This is a genomic window from Pseudomonas sp. CFBP13508 (assembly GCF_005233515.1).
Lineage (GTDB): Bacteria > Pseudomonadota > Gammaproteobacteria > Pseudomonadales > Pseudomonadaceae > Aquipseudomonas > Aquipseudomonas mercuritolerans.
This window is the reverse complement of record NZ_QFZZ01000001.1, coordinates 529,353-547,489: the sequence shown is the minus strand read 5'-3', so window position 1 is coordinate 547,489 and position 18,137 is coordinate 529,353. Positions and strand designations below refer to the sequence as shown.

Here is an 18,137-nt window from a genome sequence, read left to right as displayed (position 1 = left end):
AGTTGCAGAAAATGCCGTCAAGGACCCAAGAAACCTGGCCCCACGGCGCGATCATGCTGGATGCCGAGCACACGCAATTTGCGTTGTGGGCGCCTGACGCGTTCTACGTCAGTGTGGAACTGGAAGATGGAAAATCGTTGCCCATGCTGCCTCAGGGCGACGGTTGGTTTGTAATCAAGGCCAATTGCCCGGCGGGCAGTCGCTACCGTTACTGCATCGATGGCGAACTGGAGGTGCCGGACCCGGCCTCCAGAGCGCAGGATGGTGACCTCGACCGCCACAGTGTGGTGGTCGATCCCCATGCCTACCAATGGCGGCACACGACCTGGAATGGTCGGCCGTGGAGTGAAGCGGTGATTTACGAGCTGCACGTCGGTGCGCTCGGTGGTTTTGCCGAAGTCGAACAGCATCTGGCGCGGCTGGTGGCGCTGGGCATCACCGCCATCGAACTGATGCCGCTGGCGCAATTCCCCGGTGATCGCAACTGGGGCTATGACGGCGTACTGCCCTATGCACCGCAAGCCTCCTACGGCACACCGGAACAACTCAAACACCTGATCGACACCGCCCACGGCCATGGCCTGGCGGTGATTCTCGACGTCGTCTACAACCACTTCGGCCCGGATGGCAACTATCTGCATCGTTACGCCAAGGGTTTTTTCCGCGAGGACAAGCACACGCCTTGGGGCGCGGCGATCGACTTCCGTCGCCCGGAAGTGCGCGAGTTCTTCATTGAAAACGCGCTGATGTGGCTGCTCGAATACCGTTTCGACGGCCTGCGCCTCGACGCGGTACACGCAATTGAAGACCCGGACTTCCTCAGCGATCTGGCCCGGCGCATTCGCCAGCAGATCGACCCGACCCGGCACGTCTGGCTGACTGTCGAGAACGAGCTGAACCAGTCGAGCCTGCTTGAGACCGACTACGACGCGCAGTGGAACGATGACGGCCATAACGCTTTGCACGTGCTGCTGACCGGCGAAACCGACGCCTATTACGCCGACTATGCCGCGCAGCCCACCGAGCAACTGGTGCGCTGTCTGAGTCAGGGCTTCGTGTTCCAGGGCCACATCACTCGCCATGGCGAACCTCGCGGCGAGCCGAGCGAACATCTGCCCTCCACCGCCTTCGTGCTGTTCCTGCAGAACCATGACCAGATCGGCAACCGCGCGTTTGGCGAACGTCTGCATCAGCTTGCCGACCCACGTGCGGTGCAGGCGGCGACGGTGTTGTTGCTGCTGTCGCCGATGATTCCGTTGATGTTCATGGGCGACGAGTTTGCCGCCGAGCAACCGTTCCTGTTTTTTACCAGCCACCACGGTGAACTGGCAGAGCTGGTGCGAGAAGGCCGGCGCAACGAGTTCGCCGCATTCAGTGCCTTTACCGATCCGCACAAGCGCGAACAGATCCCCGATCCGAATGCCGAAGAAACCTTCCGCGCCTCGCAGCCACAACTGGTTGGCAGTGGCACGCCGTTACAACAGGAGACGCAAGAGCTCTACCGGCAACTGCTGAAGTTGCGTCACCAGTACATCATTCCCCACCTCTCCGGAACTCAAGCGTTGGGCGCGCAAATGCTCGGCCATGGCGCGGTCAGCGCACGCTGGCGGCTGGGCAACGGCAGTGAGCTGCGAATTGACCTGAACCTCAGTGACACGCCAGTGGTCAACCCTGCACAGACTGATACCGAGTGGTTGTTTCAACAGCCAGCCGCAGTCGAACTGTCGGACCCGAACCAACTGCCGGCGTACACCGCGCTCGTCAGCCTCACGGCCGCACCCCTTTTGCACCCCCTGGATGGAGAGCGCCTATGAGCGATGCGCAACTGGAAATACTCGCCAGTCGAGCCGGCCTTGCCGTCGACTGGATCGACGCCAACGGGCGTCAGCAAAAAGTCGCTCCTGCTGTGTTGCGCAATGTCCTGATCGGACTCGGCCACCCCGCCAGCACCGCGCAAGAAATCGATGCCAGCCTGCTGGAATTGCAAGAAGTCCAGCAAGACCGCCATTTGCCACCCCTGCTGACCTGCGACGTGGGCGTCGCCCTCGACCTTAGTCGCTATTTCTCACCGGAAACCCCCTGCGAAATCCATCTTGAAGACGGCTCGCAGATGAACCTGAAGCTGGACAACGAAGCCATGTTGCCCGGCTTGGTTCCGGTCGGTTACCAGCAAGTGCATATCGCCGATCAGTATTTCACGCTCGCCGTGGCGCCTGAACGCTGCTTCAGCGTCGCCGATGCGGTCGATAGCCCGATCCCGCGCGCCTGGGGTCTGAGCGCCCAGTTGTATTCGCTGCGCCGTCCGGGTGACGGTGGTTTTGGCGACACCCAGGCGCTGGAGGAACTGGTTCGTGTCGCGGGCGAACGTGGCGCCGATGCGCTGGCGATCAGTCCGATGCACGCGATGTTCAGCGCAGACAATGGCCGCTACAGCCCTTATTCGCCGTCCAGCCGTTTGTTTCTCAATTCACTGTATGCCGCGCCGGGGAGCATTCTCGGCGAACGCGCGTTGCGTGATGCAATTGATGCCAGTGGCCTGGCCGCGCAGTTCGAGCAGCTGGAAAATCTCAAGCTGATCGACTGGCCGACCGCTGCCGAAGCCAAGCAGAAACTGCTGCAAGCTTTATATGACGGCTTCGTTGCTGGTGAGCATCCGCTGCACGCCGACTTCGCCAGTTTCCGCCATGCCGGTGGCGAAGCGCTGGAAAACCATTGCCGCTTTGAAGCCATTCAGGAAATGCGCGCCGCCCGTGGCGAAAGCCTCGACTGGCGCGAATGGCCGGAGCACTGGCACGACCCGCGCGGCGCGGCGCTGGGCGCGTTTGCCGAGGAATACGCCGAGCGCATCGGCTATTTCGCCTTCTGCCAATGGCTGATCCATCGCTGCCTTGAGCGCGCACAGACTGCCGCGCGCAGTGCCGGCATGGGCATCGGTCTGATCGCCGACCTCGCCGTCGGTGCTGACGGTGCTGGCAGTCAGGCCTGGAGTTTCCAGGACGAATTGCTCGCCTCGCTGACCGTAGGCGCACCGCCGGATATCCTCAATCGCAGCGGCCAGGGCTGGGGCATTTCCGCGTTCTCGCCGGAAGGGCTGATCCGCAACGGTTTCCGTGCCTTCATCGACATGCTGCGCGCCAACTTCGCCCACGCCGGTGGCTTGCGCATCGACCATGTCATGGGCCTGCAACGCCTGTGGGTGATTCCCAACGGCGCCGCTCCGGCCGATGGCGCCTATCTGTATTACCCGTTCGACGACATGTTGCGCCTGCTGACCCTGGAATCCCATCGGCATCAGGCCATTGTGCTCGGTGAAGACCTCGGCACGGTACCGGAAGGCCTGCGGGAAAAACTCGCCGCGCGTTCGATTCTGGGCATGCGCGTATTGTTGTTCGAACAGGACAACACCCGCTTCAAACCGATTCTCGACTGGCCGGATGATGCCCTGGCGACCACCAGCACCCATGACCTGCCGACACTTAATGGTTGGTGGCATGGTCGTGACATCGACTGGAATGCACGCCTCGGTCTGGTCGATGCCAACGGCGAAATCGACTGGCGTCGGCATCGTGAGCGTGAACGCGAAGGCCTGCGCGATGCGCTGCGCCAGGATCCGCAGAACTTCCGCGAAGAGTCCCACGAAGCCGATCAAGTGGTCGATGCCAGTGTGCGTTTTCTCGGCCACACCCGCGCGCCGCTGGTGCTGCTGCCGCTGGAAGATGCCCTGGGTATCGACGAGCAGCCGAATCTGCCTGGCACCACCGATTCACATCCGAACTGGTCGCGACGTTTACCCGGTCCCAGCGAAGCGTTGCTGGACGGCCCCGATGCCGCCCGCCGCCTGGAACTGCTGGCCTGCGCGCGCCTTCAAGCCTCTGAGCGTGACCAATGAACCAACAGCAAATCCAGCCACTGCGCGCCACCTTGCGCCTGCAGTTTCATAAAGGTTTTACCCTCGAACAAGCGGTGCCACTGGTGCCGTACTTTGCCCGACTCGGCATCAGCCATATCTATGCCTCGCCCCTGCTGGCAGCCCGCGCCGGTTCCATGCATGGCTACGACGTGGTCGACCCGACCCAGGTCAACCCTGAGCTGGGCGGCGAGCCGGCATTGCGCCAACTGGTCAGCACCCTGCGCGAACACAACATGGGCCTGATCCTCGACATCGTTTCCAACCACATGGCCGTCGGCGGCAACGACAACCCGTGGTGGCTTGACCTGCTGGAATGGGGACGCCTGAGCCCGTACGGCGAGTTCTTCGACATTCAGTGGCACTCGCCCGATCCGTTGATGGAAGGTCAGTTGTTGTTGCCGTTTCTTGGTAGCGACTACGGCGTGGCGTTGCAGGAAGGTACGCTCAAGCTCAAGTTCAATGCGCAGACTGGCAGTTTCTATGTCGAACATTACGACCACCACTTCCCGATCTGCCCGAACAACTATGGCGAACTGCTCAAGTCCGACGACACGCTGAAATCTCTGGCAGATCGCTTCAGCACACTCAGCTACCAGACCGACGCACATTCGCTGGCGATGCCGCTCAAGCAGGAGCTGCGCGAGCTGGCGAGCGATCCGCGTGTTCTGGCGACTATCGAAGGCAGCCTCGCACAGTACGATTCCACCACCGAGGAAGGCTTTCACAAGCTTCACGAACTGCTGGAACGGCAAAGCTATCGCCTGGCCAGTTGGCGCACGGCGGCGGACGACATCAACTGGCGGCGCTTCTTCGACATCAACGAGCTTGGCGGCCTGCGCGTCGAGCGTCCGGCGGTGTTCGAAGCGACCCACGGCAAAATCTTCCAATTAGTCGAAGAAGGTCTGGTCGACGGCTTGCGCATCGACCACATCGACGGCCTCGCCGATCCGCGTGGTTACTGCCGCAAACTGCGTCGGCGTCTCGATCACTTGGCACCGGGACGTCATCTGCCCATCTATGTCGAAAAGATCCTTGGTGAGGGCGAAACCCTGCGCCGCGACTGGAGCGTCGACGGCACCACCGGCTACGAATTCATGAATCAGCTGTCGCTGCTGCAACACGACCCGGACGGCGAACATGTGCTCGGCGAACTCTGGCAGCGCCGCACCGAGCGCCCGGCTGCGTTCATGGAAGAAGCGCAACTGGCCCGCCAGCAGATCCTCAACGGCTCGCTGGCCAGCGACTTCGAAAGTGTCGCTCAGGCCCTGCATCAAGTCGCGCGGGATGACCTGATGACCCGCGACCTGACCTTGGGCGCGATTCGCCGCGTGCTCCACGCGTTGATCGTGCACTTCCCGGTTTATCGCACTTACATCAGCGCCATGGGCCGTTCCGAGCCGGACGAAGCGATTTTCCAGCACGCCATGGACGGTGCGCGGCAAACCCTCAGCGAAGCCGATTGGCCAGTGCTCGACTCGGTCGCCAGCTGGCTCGGCGGCACGCCTTGGCGCCGCAAGCCACGGGGGCGCTCGCGCAAGATCCTCAAGCATGCCTGCGTGCGTTTCCAGCAACTGACTTCGCCGGCAGCTGCCAAAGCCGTGGAAGACACCGCGCTGTATCGCTCGGCGGTGCTGCTGTCGCGCAATGATGTCGGTTACAACACCGAGCAATTCAGCGCGCCGGTCAGCGAGTTTCATGAGGTCAATCAGCGGCGCATGGCGGAGTTTCCCGACAATCTGCTGGCCACCGCGACCCACGACCACAAGCGGGGCGAAGACACTCGCGCACGGCTGGCCGTTCTCAGTGAACGCAGCCATTGGTACGCCGATCAGGTTGAACTGTGGCGCGCCCTCGCCCGCCCGGTACGTATCGAAGATGACGCGCCTTCCGCTGGTGACGAACTGATTCTGTACCAAGCGTTGCTCGGTAGCTGGCCGCTGGATCTGCGGGACGACGACAAGGCCGGTTTCGCCGATTACGCCAAGCGCATCTGGCAATGGCAGCAGAAAGCCCTGCGTGAAGCCAAGCTGCAAAGCAGCTGGAGCGCGCCGAACGAAGCTTATGAAAACGCAGCACAGGCTTTCACGGAAAAACTCCTGACCGGTGAAGAAGGCGAGTTGCTGCGTGCGGCGCTGAGCAAGACCGTCAACAGCATCGCCGCTGCCGGCGCGCTCAACGGGCTGGCGCAAACCTTGCTGCGCATGACCGTGCCGGGTGTGCCGGATCTGTACCAGGGCAACGAGTACTGGGATTTCAGTCTGGTCGATCCGGACAACCGCCGCCCGGTGGATTACGCCGCCCGCGAGCAAGCGTTGCAGGCATCCGTGCCGGGTACCGAACTGCTCAAGGACTGGCGTGACGGGCGCATCAAACAGGCGCTGATCAGTGAGGTGTTGAACCTGCGCAAGGAACACAGCGAGCTGTTCCGTCGTGGTGATTACCAGCCATTGGAAGTGCTGGGCAGCCAGGCGCACAACGTGCTGGCATTCGCGCGTGAACACGAGGGCGTGCGGGCCATTGTGGTGGTGCCGGTGCGCTGCGCAACGTTGCTGGAAAACAGTGCCGTGCCGCAGGTCGATGCGCTGCACTGGGGCGATACGCGGGTGGTTCTACCGTCTGCCGGTGCGGATACAAACCCGAAGGGACTTTTTGCCAGCAGCGTAGTCACAGCAAACAGGGAGCTGAATGTCAGCGAAGCGCTGGGGGATGTCCCGGTCAATCTCTTTATCCAACACTTAACACAAGCATGAGTTCAGTTCAGGAGCATTGCGATGAGCACCGACGATAAACGCATTCGCGAATTCGCCTATCAGATTTGGGAATCGGAAGGGAAACCTGAAGGCCACGAAGAACGTCATTGGGAAATGGCGCGCAAGCTGGCCGAGGCCGAAGCGCTGGCACCCAAGAAGCCACCGAAAGCGGCTGGCAGCAAGGTTGCTGGCAAGACCACAACGGCAGCAGCGAAGAGCACCGACGGCAAGACACCGGCTGCCGCGAAAGCCAAACCGGCAGCGAAGGCCAAGCCAGCGGCCACGCCTAAAGTAGTCCCGCCGGGCGAAAAGGCTGCCGAGAAAAAGCCGCGAGCAGCGAAGAAGCCTCCGGCGAACTGACCCGATCCATTTTTGAACTGAATGACTGTGTGGCGAGCATGCTCGCCACAAGGGGTTCTTGCGCCCTGAAGAAAGTCCCTTATTGGGAAAAACACACAACCCTGTGGGAGCGAGCCTGCTCGCGAAAGCGCTAGGTCAGTTGGTGAAAATGTCGAATGTACCGACGCTTTCGCGAGCAGGCTCGCTCCCACCAGGAAATCTCATTGCCCGAACTGTCCCGTTTTTTTGCAGGAGCAATCATGACCCGTCCAAAGAAAGCCGAACCCGCTGCGCACGCCGAGCCGTCGAGAATCCGTGAAGGCCTGCCCTTCCCGCTCGGTGCGACCTGGGATGGTCTGGGGGTGAACTTTGCTCTGTTTTCCGCCAACGCCACCAAGGTCGAGCTGTGCATTTTCGACGATGCCGGCGAGGTCGAGCTCGAACGCATCGAGCTGCCGGAATACACCGATGAGATTTACCACGGCTACCTGCCCGATGCGCATCCTGGCTTGATCTACGGCTACCGCGTTTATGGTCCTTATGACCCGGCCAATGGTCACCGCTTCAACCACAACAAACTGCTGATCGACCCGTACGCCAAGCAGTTGGTCGGCGAGCTGAAATGGTCGGAAGCACTGTTCGGCTACACCATCGGCCACCCCGACGCCGACCTCAGTTTCGACGAGCGTGACAGCGCGCCATTCGTCCCCAAGTGCAAGGTCATCGACCCGGCGCACACCTGGGGCAACGACCATCGCGTCAGCGTGCCGTGGGACAAGACCATCATTTATGAAACCCATGTGCGCGGCATCAGCATGCGGCACCCGTCGGTGCCGGAAAACCTGCGTGGCACTTTCGGCGGTCTGATGGTCGACGACGTGCTCGAGCACATTCGCAAGCTCGGCGTGTCTTCTGTCGAACTGCTGCCGATCCATGCTTTCGTCAACGATCAGCATCTGCTGCAAAAGGGCATGACCAACTACTGGGGCTACAACAGCATCGCGTTCTTCGCCCCGGACCCGCGTTATCTTGCCAGTGGCAAGATTGCCGAATTCAAGGAAATGGTCGCGCATCTGCACGATGCCAATCTCGAAGTCATACTCGACGTGGTCTACAACCACACCGCCGAAGGCAACGAGCAAGGCCCGACCCTGTCGATGCGCGGTATCGACAACGCCTCCTACTACCGCTTGATGCCCGACGACAAGCGCTACTACATCAACGACTCCGGCACCGGTAACACCCTGGACCTGAGTCACCCATGCGTGCTGCAAATGGTCACCGACTCCCTGCGCTACTGGGCCAGTGAGATGCACGTTGACGGTTTCCGCTTCGACCTGGCAACCATTCTTGGCCGCTACCACGATGGTTTCGACGAGCGCCACAGCTTCCTCGTCGCCTGCCGTCAGGACCCGGTGCTGCGTCAGGTGAAAATGATCGCTGAGCCGTGGGACTGCGGCCCCGGCGGTTATCAGGTCGGCAACTTTCCGCCGGGCTGGGTTGAGTGGAACGACAAGTTCCGCGACACCGTGCGTGCGTTCTGGAAAGGTGACGACGCTCAGCTTGCCGATTTCGCCAGCCGCATGACCGCTTCCGGCGAGATGTTCAACCAGCGCGGGCGCCGGCCGTATTCGTCGGTGAACTTCATCACCGCCCACGACGGTTTCACCCTCAACGATCTGGTCTCGTACAACGACAAGCACAACGAAGCCAACGACGAGAACAACCAGGACGGCAGTAACAACAACCTGTCCTGGAACCACGGCGTCGAAGGCCCGACCGACGATCCGGAAATCAATGCCCTGCGCCATCGGCAGATGCGCAATTTCTTCGCCACTCTGCTGCTGGCCCAAGGCACACCGATGATCGTTGCCGGTGACGAGTTCGCCCGCACCCAGGACGGCAACAACAACGCCTATTGCCAGGACAGCGAGATTGGTTGGGTCAACTGGGACCTGAGCGAGGACGGCAAGGCCCTGCTCAAGTTCGTCAAACGCCTGATCAAGCTGCGCCTGACTTATCCGATCCTGCGTCGCGGACGCTTCCTGGTCGGCGAATACAACGAAGACATCGGCGTCAAGGACGTGACCTGGCTGGCACCGGACGCTACCGAGATGACCACCGAGCACTGGCACGATGCGCACAATCGCTGCCTGGGCATGCTCCTCGATGGTCGCGCGCAGGAAACCGGCATCCGCCGCAAAGGTGCCGATGCGACCCTGTTGCTAGTGGTCAACGCGCACCACGACATCGTCAACTTCACCCTGCCGGAAGTGCCGGACGGTGGCTTCTGGACCTGCATGATCGACACCAATCAACCGTCGATTCGCGGCCAGGAACGCTTCGACTTCGGCAATGAATACTCGGTGACCGGGCGCTCGTTGCTGTTGTTCGAACTGCAACGTGACGAAGAAGATTGATATGGACTTTCAACATTATCTGGCCCGCCGTCCGCCAGATTACGCCGACACCAATGCCCTCGGCCGTTGCCTGCGGGCAATGGTCGAGGCCGGCCTCGACCGCTTGCCGTTGCCCGGCAGCGGTCACACCCTAGAGCGCTTTCAGCGTCTTTCGGAAGTCGGCGGACATGATTTAGGCCTGTGCAAACTCTATGAAGGCCACACGGATGCGCTGGCGATCATCGAGCAATTGGGCGGTACGCCAACGCCCGGCAGCACGTGGGGCATGTGGGCCGCCGAACCGCCGCAGGCACGGGTGAAAGTCACGCCGGCCGGGCACATGGTGGCGCTGAACGGGCGCAAGGCCTGGTGCTCTGGCGCTGCGGTGCTCAGCCACGCCTTGCTCACCGCGTGGGACGCGGACGGTCAGCAGCAATTGGTTGCAGTCGCACTCGATCAACCTGGCGTGACCATCACCGATCAAGGCTGGCAAGCGGTGGGCATGGCGGCGACCGGCAGCGTTGAAGTGCTGTTCGACAACGCCGAAGCGCAGGCCATTGGCAACCCCGGTGATTATCTGCACCGGCCGGGGTTCTGGCAGGGCGGGATCGGTATCGCCGCTTGCTGGTATGGCGCTTCACGACGGATTGCCGAAGGGCTGCGTCAGCATTGCGCGCAACGCGATGAACCGCACGCCCTCGCCCATCTCGGTGCGACTGACACAGCACTGCAAGCGGCAGCCGATGTGTTGCGCTTCAGCGCGCTGCAAATCGATGCGCAGCCCGAGGCCGACGCTGAATTGCTCGCCCGCCGCGCCCGCGCCGTGGTTGAACAGTCTGCTGAACAGGTGATGCGCGAAGTAGGTCGCGCGCTGGGTGCCGGGCCGTTTTGTCAGGATCGGCATTTCGCCCGGTTGAGCGCCGACCTGCCGGTGTTTCTGCGCCAGAGTCACGCTGAACGCGACCTTGCTGCATTGGGCCAGCAGATTGCCGGTCAGTCCTGCGAGGTCTGGGCGTTATGAAAGCCAACCCGATCGTTGGCCAGGGCACTTCATTGCAGCAATGGCAGGCTTCGCGGCGTCTGGCCGAGCTGCCGGCCATCGATATTCTTGACTTGGTACCGCTGGGCTCGCGAGCGGTGATCATCGCGCCGCACCCGGATGACGAAGTGCTCGGTTGCGGCGGCATCATGCAGTTGCTGGCGGCAGCCGGACGTCCATTGCAGTTGATCTCGGTCACCGATGGCAGCGCCAGTCACCCCGGCTCGCAGCGCTGGACAGTCGAGCGTTTGAGTGTGGTGCGTCCGCAGGAGTCTGCCGAAGCCTTGCGGCGCCTCGGTCTGCCGATGCATAGCCTGAAATGGCTGCGCGGCGGTTTTACCGACACCCAAGTGGCGGCGCAGGAAACCGAATTGAGCGAATTCATCGCCGGGTATCTGCACGCCAGTGATGTGGTTTTCACTACCTGGCGCCAGGACGGCCACAGCGATCACGAGGCCGTCGGCCGCGCCAGTGTCGAAGCGGCGCGACGCGTTGGTGCGACCTGCCATGAACTTCCGGTCTGGACCTGGCACTGGGCAACCCCGGAAGACGCCACAGTGCCATGGGAGCGTGCGCGCAAGATCCTCCTTTCACCGACGCACATCGCACGAAAACGCCACGCAGCGCACGCGTTCGCCAGCCAGTTGGAAGGCGACCGCGACGTCGGCCTCGGGCCGGTGCTCGCGCCCTATGTGCTCGATCGTTTGCTGCAACCTTTTGAAGTGGTGTTCCTGTGAGCGTCGATGACCGCTATTTCGACGGCCTGTTCGCGGGCAATGACGACCCATGGGCGTTCCGCCAGCGTTGGTACGAACAGCGCAAGCGAGCGATCACCCTCGCCGCCCTGCCCCGTCCGCGCTACAGGTCGGTTTTCGAACCGGGCTGCGCCAACGGCGAACTGAGTGCAGAGCTGGCTCCGCGCTGCGACCGCCTGTTGTGCTGCGACACGGCGAGCGCGGCGGTGAAGCTGGCGCGTACGCGCTTGAGCGTGTTCGAGCATGCCGAAGTCCGTCAGGGCCGCCTTCCGGCTGACTGGCCCGAGGAAAAATTCGACCTGATCGTATTCAGCGAAATCGGCTACTACCTCGACGAAAAAGATCTGACAGAAATGATCCGCCGGATCAGTGAGTCACTGACCGCCGACGGCCAATTGCTGGCCTGCCACTGGCGCCCGCCGATCGAGGGCTGCCCGCTGAATGCGCGTCAGGTCCACGATCAGATCCACGATCAGTTGGCTTTGCCGCGTCTGGTGCTGCATCAGGAAGCGGATTTCATTCTTGAACTGTGGAGCCGCGAGCCACGCTCGGTGGCGGCCCTGGAGGGCTTGCGTTGATTGGTATCGTGATTCCGGCGCACAACGAAGAGGCGCTGCTTGATGAATGCCTGCGTGCAGCGTTGCGTGCCAGCCAGCATGCACAACTGGCCGGCGAGCCGGTGGAAATACTGGTCGTGCTCGACAGTTGCAGCGATGGCTCGGCGCAGATCGTCAGCGCTTATCCAGTGCTCAGCTTGCAGATCGATGCACGCAACGTTGGCGAAGCCCGCGCCACCGGTGCGCGCCTGCTGCTCGAGCGCGGTGCCCGCTGGATCGCCTGCACCGACGCCGACAGCCGCGTCGCCGATGACTGGCTGGCGGCGCAACTGGGGCTGGAGGCTGACGCAGTGTGCGGCACGGTAACGGTCGAACACTGGCACGAATCGATCGATGAGGCGGCGCAGATTCGCTATCACCGCCATTATCAGGCCCGTGAGGGGCATCGACACATTCACGGCGCCAACCTCGGTGTCAGCGCCGAGGCTTATCGTCTGGCCGGCGGTTTCAAGTCGCTGACCTGTGACGAGGATGTGCAACTGGTGCGTGCGCTGGAGCGCAGCGGCGCCAATATCGCCTGGAGTCACCGTCCGCAAGTGCACACCAGCGCCCGTCTCGATAGTCGGGCCAAGGGCGGGTTCGGTGACTTTCTGCGCAATCTGGCACAGCTGGAAAAAAAAATTACGGATCAGATGGATCTGTGACGCGACGAATCGGCTGTCTTGAGCAATACTCTGCCTCGCAGTAATCCAAGGGTTGGAGCACTGCACCGTTGCTATTCATTTGCCTTCACGGGCCGCGATCAGCGTTGGCTGCTCACGACTGAGGGCGAGATACCACAAGGACGTCGCACTCATGAAATCGTCATTGCTCAACGAACACGGCCTGCCGGCACAGATCTGGAACAGCGCGCCGCAACTCGACAATATTCCCGTCATCAACACCCACAGCCTGGTACCCGCCGGCGCCCGCGCCGTGGTCATCGCCCCGCATCCGGGCGACGAAGTGGTCACTTGCGGCGGTCTGCTGCAATTGCTCTCCAGCCTTGGCCATCCCCTGCAATTGCTCTCGATTACCGACGGTAGCGCCAGCCACCCTGGCTCGCGCCAATGGTCGGAACAACGCCTGAGCGTGTTTCGTCCGCAGGAAAGCGTCGAAGCCCTGCGCCGCCTCGGCCTGCCGATGCACAGCCTGAAATGGGTGCGCGGCGGGTTTACCGACAACGCCCTGAGTGATCAACAAAGCCAACTGACAGAATTCATTGGTCGTTATCTACGCCCGGGCGATGTGGTGTTCAGCACTTGGCGCAAGGATGGCCCGCCGGATCATGAAGTGGTTGGCCGGGCCAGTTTCGACGCGGCGCAGAAGGCCGGGGCGACCTACCACGATGTGCCGGTGTGGGCCTGGCACTGGCCGGAGCGCGAGCAGCAAATGATTCCCTGGGAACGCGCGCGCAAGCTGCGCCTTGATACCTGGACGGTCGCGCGCAAGAGCCACGCCACCCACGCTTACGCCAGCCAGCTCAAGGGCGAACCGGCCATCGGCATCGCCCCGCTGCTGCCACCGGTGCTGCTGGAGCGGATGCGCTTGCCGTATGAAATTGTCTTCTTCTGAACGGCGGAAGCTCAACATACCTGTGGGAGCGAGCCTGCTCGCGAAAGCGGTGTGTCATGTGTCAGATGTATTGAATGTGATGAAGTCTTCGCGAGCAGGCTCGCTCCCACATTAGCCCAGCAGTGAATCATCGGAAGGAACTGCCACCCCCTCAGACCAGTCGCATGAACAGGCATGCCCAATTCAGAGGAGTGAACGTGTCCAGCGATCCCAAGCGTCAAGTGGTCGACGCGCCAGTCATTCATCGCCTGCGGGTACTCACGGTCAACACCCACAAGGGCTTCACCGCACTGAATCGGCGGTTCGTTCTCCCGGAACTGCGCGAAGCGATGCGCAGTACCTCGGCCGATCTGGTGTTTCTGCAGGAAGTGGTGGGTGAGCACGAACGCCATTCCAGTCGCTACAACGACTGGCCGCAGACCTCGCAATACGAATTTCTCGCCGACAGTATGTGGAGCGATTTTGCCTACGGGCGCAACGCCGTTTACCCGGATGGCCACCACGGCAACGCGCTGCTGTCGAAATACCCGATCCGCGAATATCGCAACCTCGACGTGTCGATCACCGGGCCTGAACGGCGCGGGCTGTTGCACTGCATTCTTGATGTGCCCGGGCATGCCGAGGTGCATGCAATCTGTGTGCATTTGAGTCTGCTGGAAAGCCATCGGCAATTGCAGTTGCAACTGCTCTGTCAGCTGCTTGAATCTCTACCCGACGATGCGCCGGTGATCATCGCCGGCGATTTCAATGACTGGCAGTTGCAAGGCAACGCCGCCCTCGCCCGTCGCGATTATCTGCATGAAGCCTTTGAGCGCCATCATGGGCGCCCGGCGAAAACCTATCCCGCGCGGTTTCCCTTGCTGAGGCTTGACCGGATCTACTTGCGCAATGCCAGCAGCCACGACCCACGCATTCTTGGCAACAAGCCGTGGACGCATCTTTCCGATCACCTCCCGCTGGCGGTCGAAGTGCATCTGTAAGTGCATTTTTGACAGCAATTAAATGACAGGCCTTCCCGGCAACTGACGCTAGGAAAGACCTTTCGTCGGCGGCAAAAAACCGTCAGCAGCCTGCCTTACAAGCGTTTTTCCATGCAAACAAACACTTAGTTATGTGCAGAAAAACAAACGCTTGCAAAGGCCGATTTAAGTGCACCATTCATCGTGCATTTTCTTGACGCGCAGGCATCACTCTTCTTATCTCTACCTTACTACCCCCGGAATCACTACTGGGGCTGACCTTCCGGCACTCGCGAAATCGAGCAGCCGCGGTTCGCCCCGCTCTATTCGGTCGCCCCTCATTCGGGGTAGGAGAGACGCCAAACACGAGATGACGCATGCGCTTGCAAGGTAGACCTCCATGAAAACTTCACTGACCCCACACGAACTGAAAATCACCCTTTGCACAGTGTCAGGTTCGCTGTTGCTCTGCTCGTCCATGGAGGCGCATGCGGGATCTGCGGCGGACGAACCCGCGTGGTATCGCACGGACGTTCCGGTGCTGACCCTGCCAGCAACCGTGATAACACTCGGACCGCTGCCATTGAGTCAGCAGAGTTCGCGCCTGATCACTGAGGATCTTGCCCCATCTGCCTGGGACGAGCTGTACGGTAAAAGCGCTCGGCAAGCACAGACCGACGCACTTTCATCCGGTTATGCGATGGCCGCTGGCGAGTTCAAAGGTCCGGCCGTGGTCACGTTGAAAAGCGCTAACGGGACTACTCAGACCCTTGGTCTTATAGGTGGCGACAATCAGGTCCAGCTGAATGCCGATGGTGCGCTGACCCGACGTGCCCTCGCCGACCGCAACACTGACAGCCTCAACCTGCAAGGCCAGAGCCTCGGCGCCTATTACAGTCTGGTGGGTGCGCAAGGCTGGCACGTCGACCTGTCGGCCAGCGGCGGTCGGGTCAGCGGCTTCAGTCGCACTGCGCAAGGTAATCGGCAAGCCACCGAAGGCAATGCGATGACCTTTTCCGTCGAAGGCGGTTACCCGATCGGCTTGAGTGAAAACTGGGTGGTCGAACCGCAGGCACAACTGATCAACCAGCGCATCAGTCTCGACGCTCCGTACGCCGGCTCGGGCAATGCCTCTTCCACCGACCTGACCGCGTGGAGTGGCCGCGTCGGTGCGCGGTTGAAAGGCAGTTATGACTTGAACGGGTTGCCTGTCGAACCCTACGTGCGCACCAACCTTTGGCACACCGTTTACACCGGCAGCACGGTGACGCTCGATCAGGTCGACAAGATCAGCAGCAGCCGCAAGTCTTCAACAGTGGAGTTGGGTTTGGGCCTGGTGGCGCGGGTCACACCGGCGGTAAGCCTGTACATGAGCGCCGATTACAGCAGCGATGTGGATGACAATGACCTGAACGGGATCATCGGCAGCCTTGGCGTGCGGATGCGCTGGTGATCTGCTGAACGCTGAACGCTGAACGCTGAAGAACCTTGTGGGAGCGAGCCTGCTCGCGAAAGCGGTATCACCTTCAACATCATCGTTGACTGACATGACGCCTTCGCGAGCAGGCTCGCTCCCACAGCTGCTAGCCCTGCGGCTTGAGAATCAAAACCGCCAACGGCGGAAGATTCAGTTCCAGCGACAACGATTGACCATGACTCGGTACTTCATCGGTCAATGCCCCGCCACCATTGCCATAGTTGGAGCCGGCGTAAATGTCGGCGTCACTGTTGAACAGCTCGGTCCAGCGCCCGGCAAACGGCACGCCGACCCGATACGACTGGCGCGGTACCGGTGTGAAGTTGGCAACCACCAGCACCGGCGAGCCGTCCTTACTCCAGCGTAGCCATGCGTAAACGCTGTTGATCGCATCATCGCCAATCAACCACTGGAAGCCTTGCGGCGCGTCGTCCTGATCATGCAGCGCCGGCTCTTCGCGATACAGCCGGTTGAGATCGCCAACCAGTTTCTGCACACCTTTGTGCTCGGAATACTGCAGCAGGTACCAGTCCAGCTGCTGATCGTGGTTCCACTCGCGCCACTGGCCAAACTCGCAGCCCATGAACAACAGCTTCTTGCCCGGATGCGTCCACATGAAGCTCAGATAGGCGCGCAGGTTGGCGAACTTCTGCCAGCGGTCGCCGGGCATCTTGTCGATCAGCGAGTGCTTGCCGTGCACCACTTCGTCGTGGGAAATCGGCAGGATGAAGCGTTCCGACCAGGCATAGACCAGACCAAAGCTCAACTCGTTGTGGTGATGGGCGCGGTACACCGGGTCCTGCTGGATGTAGTGCAGCGAATCGTGCATCCAGCCCATGTTCCATTTGTAGGAAAAGCCCAGGCCGCCCTGCTGGGTGCTCTGGCTGACGCCCGGCCATGCGGTGGATTCTTCGGCAATCACCAGCGCACCCGGCGCTTCCAGTTCAACCACGTCGTTCAAATGACGCAGGAAGTCGATAGCCTCCAGGTTCTCCCGACCGCCGTGGCGGTTCGGCACCCATTCGCCAGCCTTGCGCGAATAGTCGCGATACAGCATCGACGCCACGGCATCAACACGCAGGCCGTCGATGTGGAAGTGTTTCAGCCAGTGCAGCGCCGAGGCCAGCATGTAGCCGTGCACTTCAGTGCGACCGAGGTTGTAGATCAGCGTGTCCCAATCCTGATGGAAGCCTTCCAGCGGATTGCCGTATTCGTACAGCGCGGTGCCGTCGAACTGCGCCAGACCATGGGTATCGGTGGGGAAATGCGCCGGTACCCAGTCGAGAATCACACCGATGTCGGCCTGGTGACAGGCGTTGACGAACGCGGCGAACTGATCCGGCGTGCCGTAACGCGCGCTCGGCGCGAACTGCGAGAGCAATTGATAGCCCCAGGAACCGCCGAACGGGTGCTCCATGATCGGCATCAATTCGATGTGGGTGAAACCCAGCTCTTTGACATAAGGAATCAACCGCTCGGCCAGTTCCGGCCAGGTGTACTGGCGCGCAACCTCGCCGAGATCATCCAGTTCGCACTGCCACGAGCCGGCGTGCAACTCATAGATCGACAAAGGTTTGGAGCGCTGCTGACGATCCTGACGGGAATTCATCCACTCGTGATCCTGCCAATCGATTTGCAACGGCGAGGCGACTTTCGAGGCGGTGTCCGGTGGCAGGCTGGTGGCCAGCGCCATCGGGTCGGCCTTGAGCGGCAGAATGCCGTGGGCGCCGAGGATTTCGTACTTGTACAACTCCCCCGCTTGCAGGCGAGGGATGAACAACTCCCATACGCCCGAAGGATGGCGCAGGCGCATCGGGTGACGACGACCGTCCCAGACGTTGAAATCGCCGACCACCGAGACACGCCGGGCATTCGGTGCCCACACGGCAAAGCGCACACCGTCGACACCATCGACGGTTTTCAGCTGCGCACCGAGGCAAGCGCTGAGGTCACGGTGATTGCCTTCGGCAAACAGATACAAATCCATTTCGCCCAGCAGCTGGCCAAAGCTGTACGGATCTTCGGCGACCTGCTCGCCACCGGCCCAGCGCGTGCGCAACAGGTACGGTCGCGCCTGATCGAAATGGCCGACAAACAGCCCCGGCGTCTCGGTCATCTCCAGCGGGCCAAGCTCTTCGCCGCTGTCCTTGTCCAGCACCGCCACACTCAGCGCACCCGGCAGATAAGCGCGGATGAATTGTCCGCCAGCGCCATCGCCGTGCGGGCCGAGAATGGAAAACGGGTCCTGATGTTCAGCGCGCACCAACGCATCGATGTCGCGCGCCGAGGGTAATAATGCTTCCTTTACCACACCCTGTTCCTTGTTCGAGAAACTCAT

General features: G+C 61.4%; 13 protein-coding genes. 12 read left to right on the top strand and 1 reads right to left on the bottom strand.

What is annotated here, in order from left to right; translation table 11 throughout:
• Nucleotides 1-11: 11 nt before the first annotated feature.
• From treZ to PspCFBP13508_RS02370, 12 genes are all read left to right on the top strand, one after another.
• Nucleotides 12-1,814, top strand: coding sequence for a malto-oligosyltrehalose trehalohydrolase (treZ, locus tag PspCFBP13508_RS02430; RefSeq protein ID WP_137213531.1), 1,803 nt, complete (start codon nucleotides 12-14; stop codon nucleotides 1,812-1,814).
• Complete coding sequence (gene malQ, locus PspCFBP13508_RS02425) at nucleotides 1,811-3,889, top strand: 4-alpha-glucanotransferase (RefSeq protein ID WP_137213530.1); 2,079 nt, start codon at nucleotides 1,811-1,813, stop codon at nucleotides 3,887-3,889. The genes treZ and malQ overlap by 4 nt, the downstream gene beginning before the upstream one ends.
• A complete protein-coding gene (locus tag PspCFBP13508_RS02420) occupies nucleotides 3,886-6,660 on the top strand; it encodes a malto-oligosyltrehalose synthase (protein ID WP_137213529.1) in 2,775 nt (924 codons plus the stop codon). Before malQ ends, PspCFBP13508_RS02420 begins: the two co-directional genes overlap by 4 nt.
• 21 nt (nucleotides 6,661-6,681) lie before the next feature.
• Nucleotides 6,682-7,020, top strand: coding sequence for a DUF2934 domain-containing protein (locus tag PspCFBP13508_RS02415; RefSeq protein WP_137213528.1), 339 nt, complete (start codon nucleotides 6,682-6,684; stop codon nucleotides 7,018-7,020).
• 239 nt (nucleotides 7,021-7,259) lie between these two features.
• Entirely contained in the window at nucleotides 7,260-9,419 is a 2,160-nt protein-coding gene (gene glgX, locus PspCFBP13508_RS02405) for a glycogen debranching protein GlgX (protein WP_137213527.1), read from the top strand.
• Nucleotide 9,420: 1 nt separating this feature from the next.
• Nucleotides 9,421-10,419 (top strand): acyl-CoA dehydrogenase, encoded by a 999-nt coding sequence (locus tag PspCFBP13508_RS02400; RefSeq protein ID WP_137213526.1) that lies wholly within the window; start codon nucleotides 9,421-9,423, stop codon nucleotides 10,417-10,419.
• Nucleotides 10,416-11,174, top strand: a complete 759-nt coding sequence (locus tag PspCFBP13508_RS02395) for a PIG-L family deacetylase (RefSeq protein WP_137213525.1) — start codon at nucleotides 10,416-10,418, stop codon at nucleotides 11,172-11,174. Before PspCFBP13508_RS02400 ends, PspCFBP13508_RS02395 begins: the two co-directional genes overlap by 4 nt.
• The gene (locus tag PspCFBP13508_RS02390; protein WP_056785814.1) at nucleotides 11,171-11,770 is read left to right on the top strand and encodes an SAM-dependent methyltransferase; all 600 of its coding nucleotides are present in this window, start codon (nucleotides 11,171-11,173) and stop codon (nucleotides 11,768-11,770) included. The genes PspCFBP13508_RS02395 and PspCFBP13508_RS02390 overlap by 4 nt, the downstream gene beginning before the upstream one ends.
• Nucleotides 11,767-12,453 (top strand): glycosyltransferase, encoded by a 687-nt coding sequence (locus PspCFBP13508_RS02385; RefSeq protein WP_137213524.1) that lies wholly within the window; start codon nucleotides 11,767-11,769, stop codon nucleotides 12,451-12,453. The genes PspCFBP13508_RS02390 and PspCFBP13508_RS02385 overlap by 4 nt, the downstream gene beginning before the upstream one ends.
• A 151-nt stretch (nucleotides 12,454-12,604) precedes the next feature.
• Nucleotides 12,605-13,363, top strand: coding sequence for a PIG-L family deacetylase (locus PspCFBP13508_RS02380; RefSeq protein WP_016774638.1), 759 nt, complete (start codon nucleotides 12,605-12,607; stop codon nucleotides 13,361-13,363).
• A gap of 197 nt (nucleotides 13,364-13,560) precedes the next feature.
• Nucleotides 13,561-14,343, top strand: a complete 783-nt coding sequence (locus PspCFBP13508_RS02375) for an endonuclease/exonuclease/phosphatase family protein (protein WP_056786852.1) — start codon at nucleotides 13,561-13,563, stop codon at nucleotides 14,341-14,343.
• A 379-nt stretch (nucleotides 14,344-14,722) separates the two neighbouring features.
• Nucleotides 14,723-15,775, top strand: a complete 1,053-nt coding sequence (locus PspCFBP13508_RS02370; RefSeq protein WP_137213523.1) for an autotransporter outer membrane beta-barrel domain-containing protein — start codon at nucleotides 14,723-14,725, stop codon at nucleotides 15,773-15,775.
• 130 nt (nucleotides 15,776-15,905) lie between these two features.
• On the opposite strand, the gene glgB is transcribed toward PspCFBP13508_RS02370, so the two are convergent.
• The gene (glgB, locus tag PspCFBP13508_RS02360) at nucleotides 15,906-18,137 is read right to left on the bottom strand and encodes a 1,4-alpha-glucan branching protein GlgB (protein WP_016774635.1); all 2,232 of its coding nucleotides are present in this window, start codon (nucleotides 18,135-18,137) and stop codon (nucleotides 15,906-15,908) included.

Coding starts and splice junctions, on each gene's coding strand:
- PspCFBP13508_RS02380 (WP_016774638.1), top strand. CDS start 12,605: ATGAAATCGTCATTGCTCAACGAACACGGCCTGCCGGCACAGATCTGG.
- PspCFBP13508_RS02395 (WP_137213525.1), top strand. CDS start 10,416: ATGAAAGCCAACCCGATCGTTGGCCAGGGCACTTCATTGCAGCAATGG.
- treZ (WP_137213531.1), top strand. CDS start 12: ATGCCGTCAAGGACCCAAGAAACCTGGCCCCACGGCGCGATCATGCTG.
- PspCFBP13508_RS02370 (WP_137213523.1), top strand. CDS start 14,723: ATGAAAACTTCACTGACCCCACACGAACTGAAAATCACCCTTTGCACA.
- glgB (WP_016774635.1), bottom strand. CDS start 18,137: ATGAGTTTCTCGAACAAGGAACAGGGTGTGGTAAAGGAAGCATTATTA.
- malQ (WP_137213530.1), top strand. CDS start 1,811: ATGAGCGATGCGCAACTGGAAATACTCGCCAGTCGAGCCGGCCTTGCC.
- PspCFBP13508_RS02420 (WP_137213529.1), top strand. CDS start 3,886: ATGAACCAACAGCAAATCCAGCCACTGCGCGCCACCTTGCGCCTGCAG.
- glgX (WP_137213527.1), top strand. CDS start 7,260: ATGACCCGTCCAAAGAAAGCCGAACCCGCTGCGCACGCCGAGCCGTCG.
- PspCFBP13508_RS02400 (WP_137213526.1), top strand. CDS start 9,421: ATGGACTTTCAACATTATCTGGCCCGCCGTCCGCCAGATTACGCCGAC.
- PspCFBP13508_RS02415 (WP_137213528.1), top strand. CDS start 6,682: ATGAGCACCGACGATAAACGCATTCGCGAATTCGCCTATCAGATTTGG.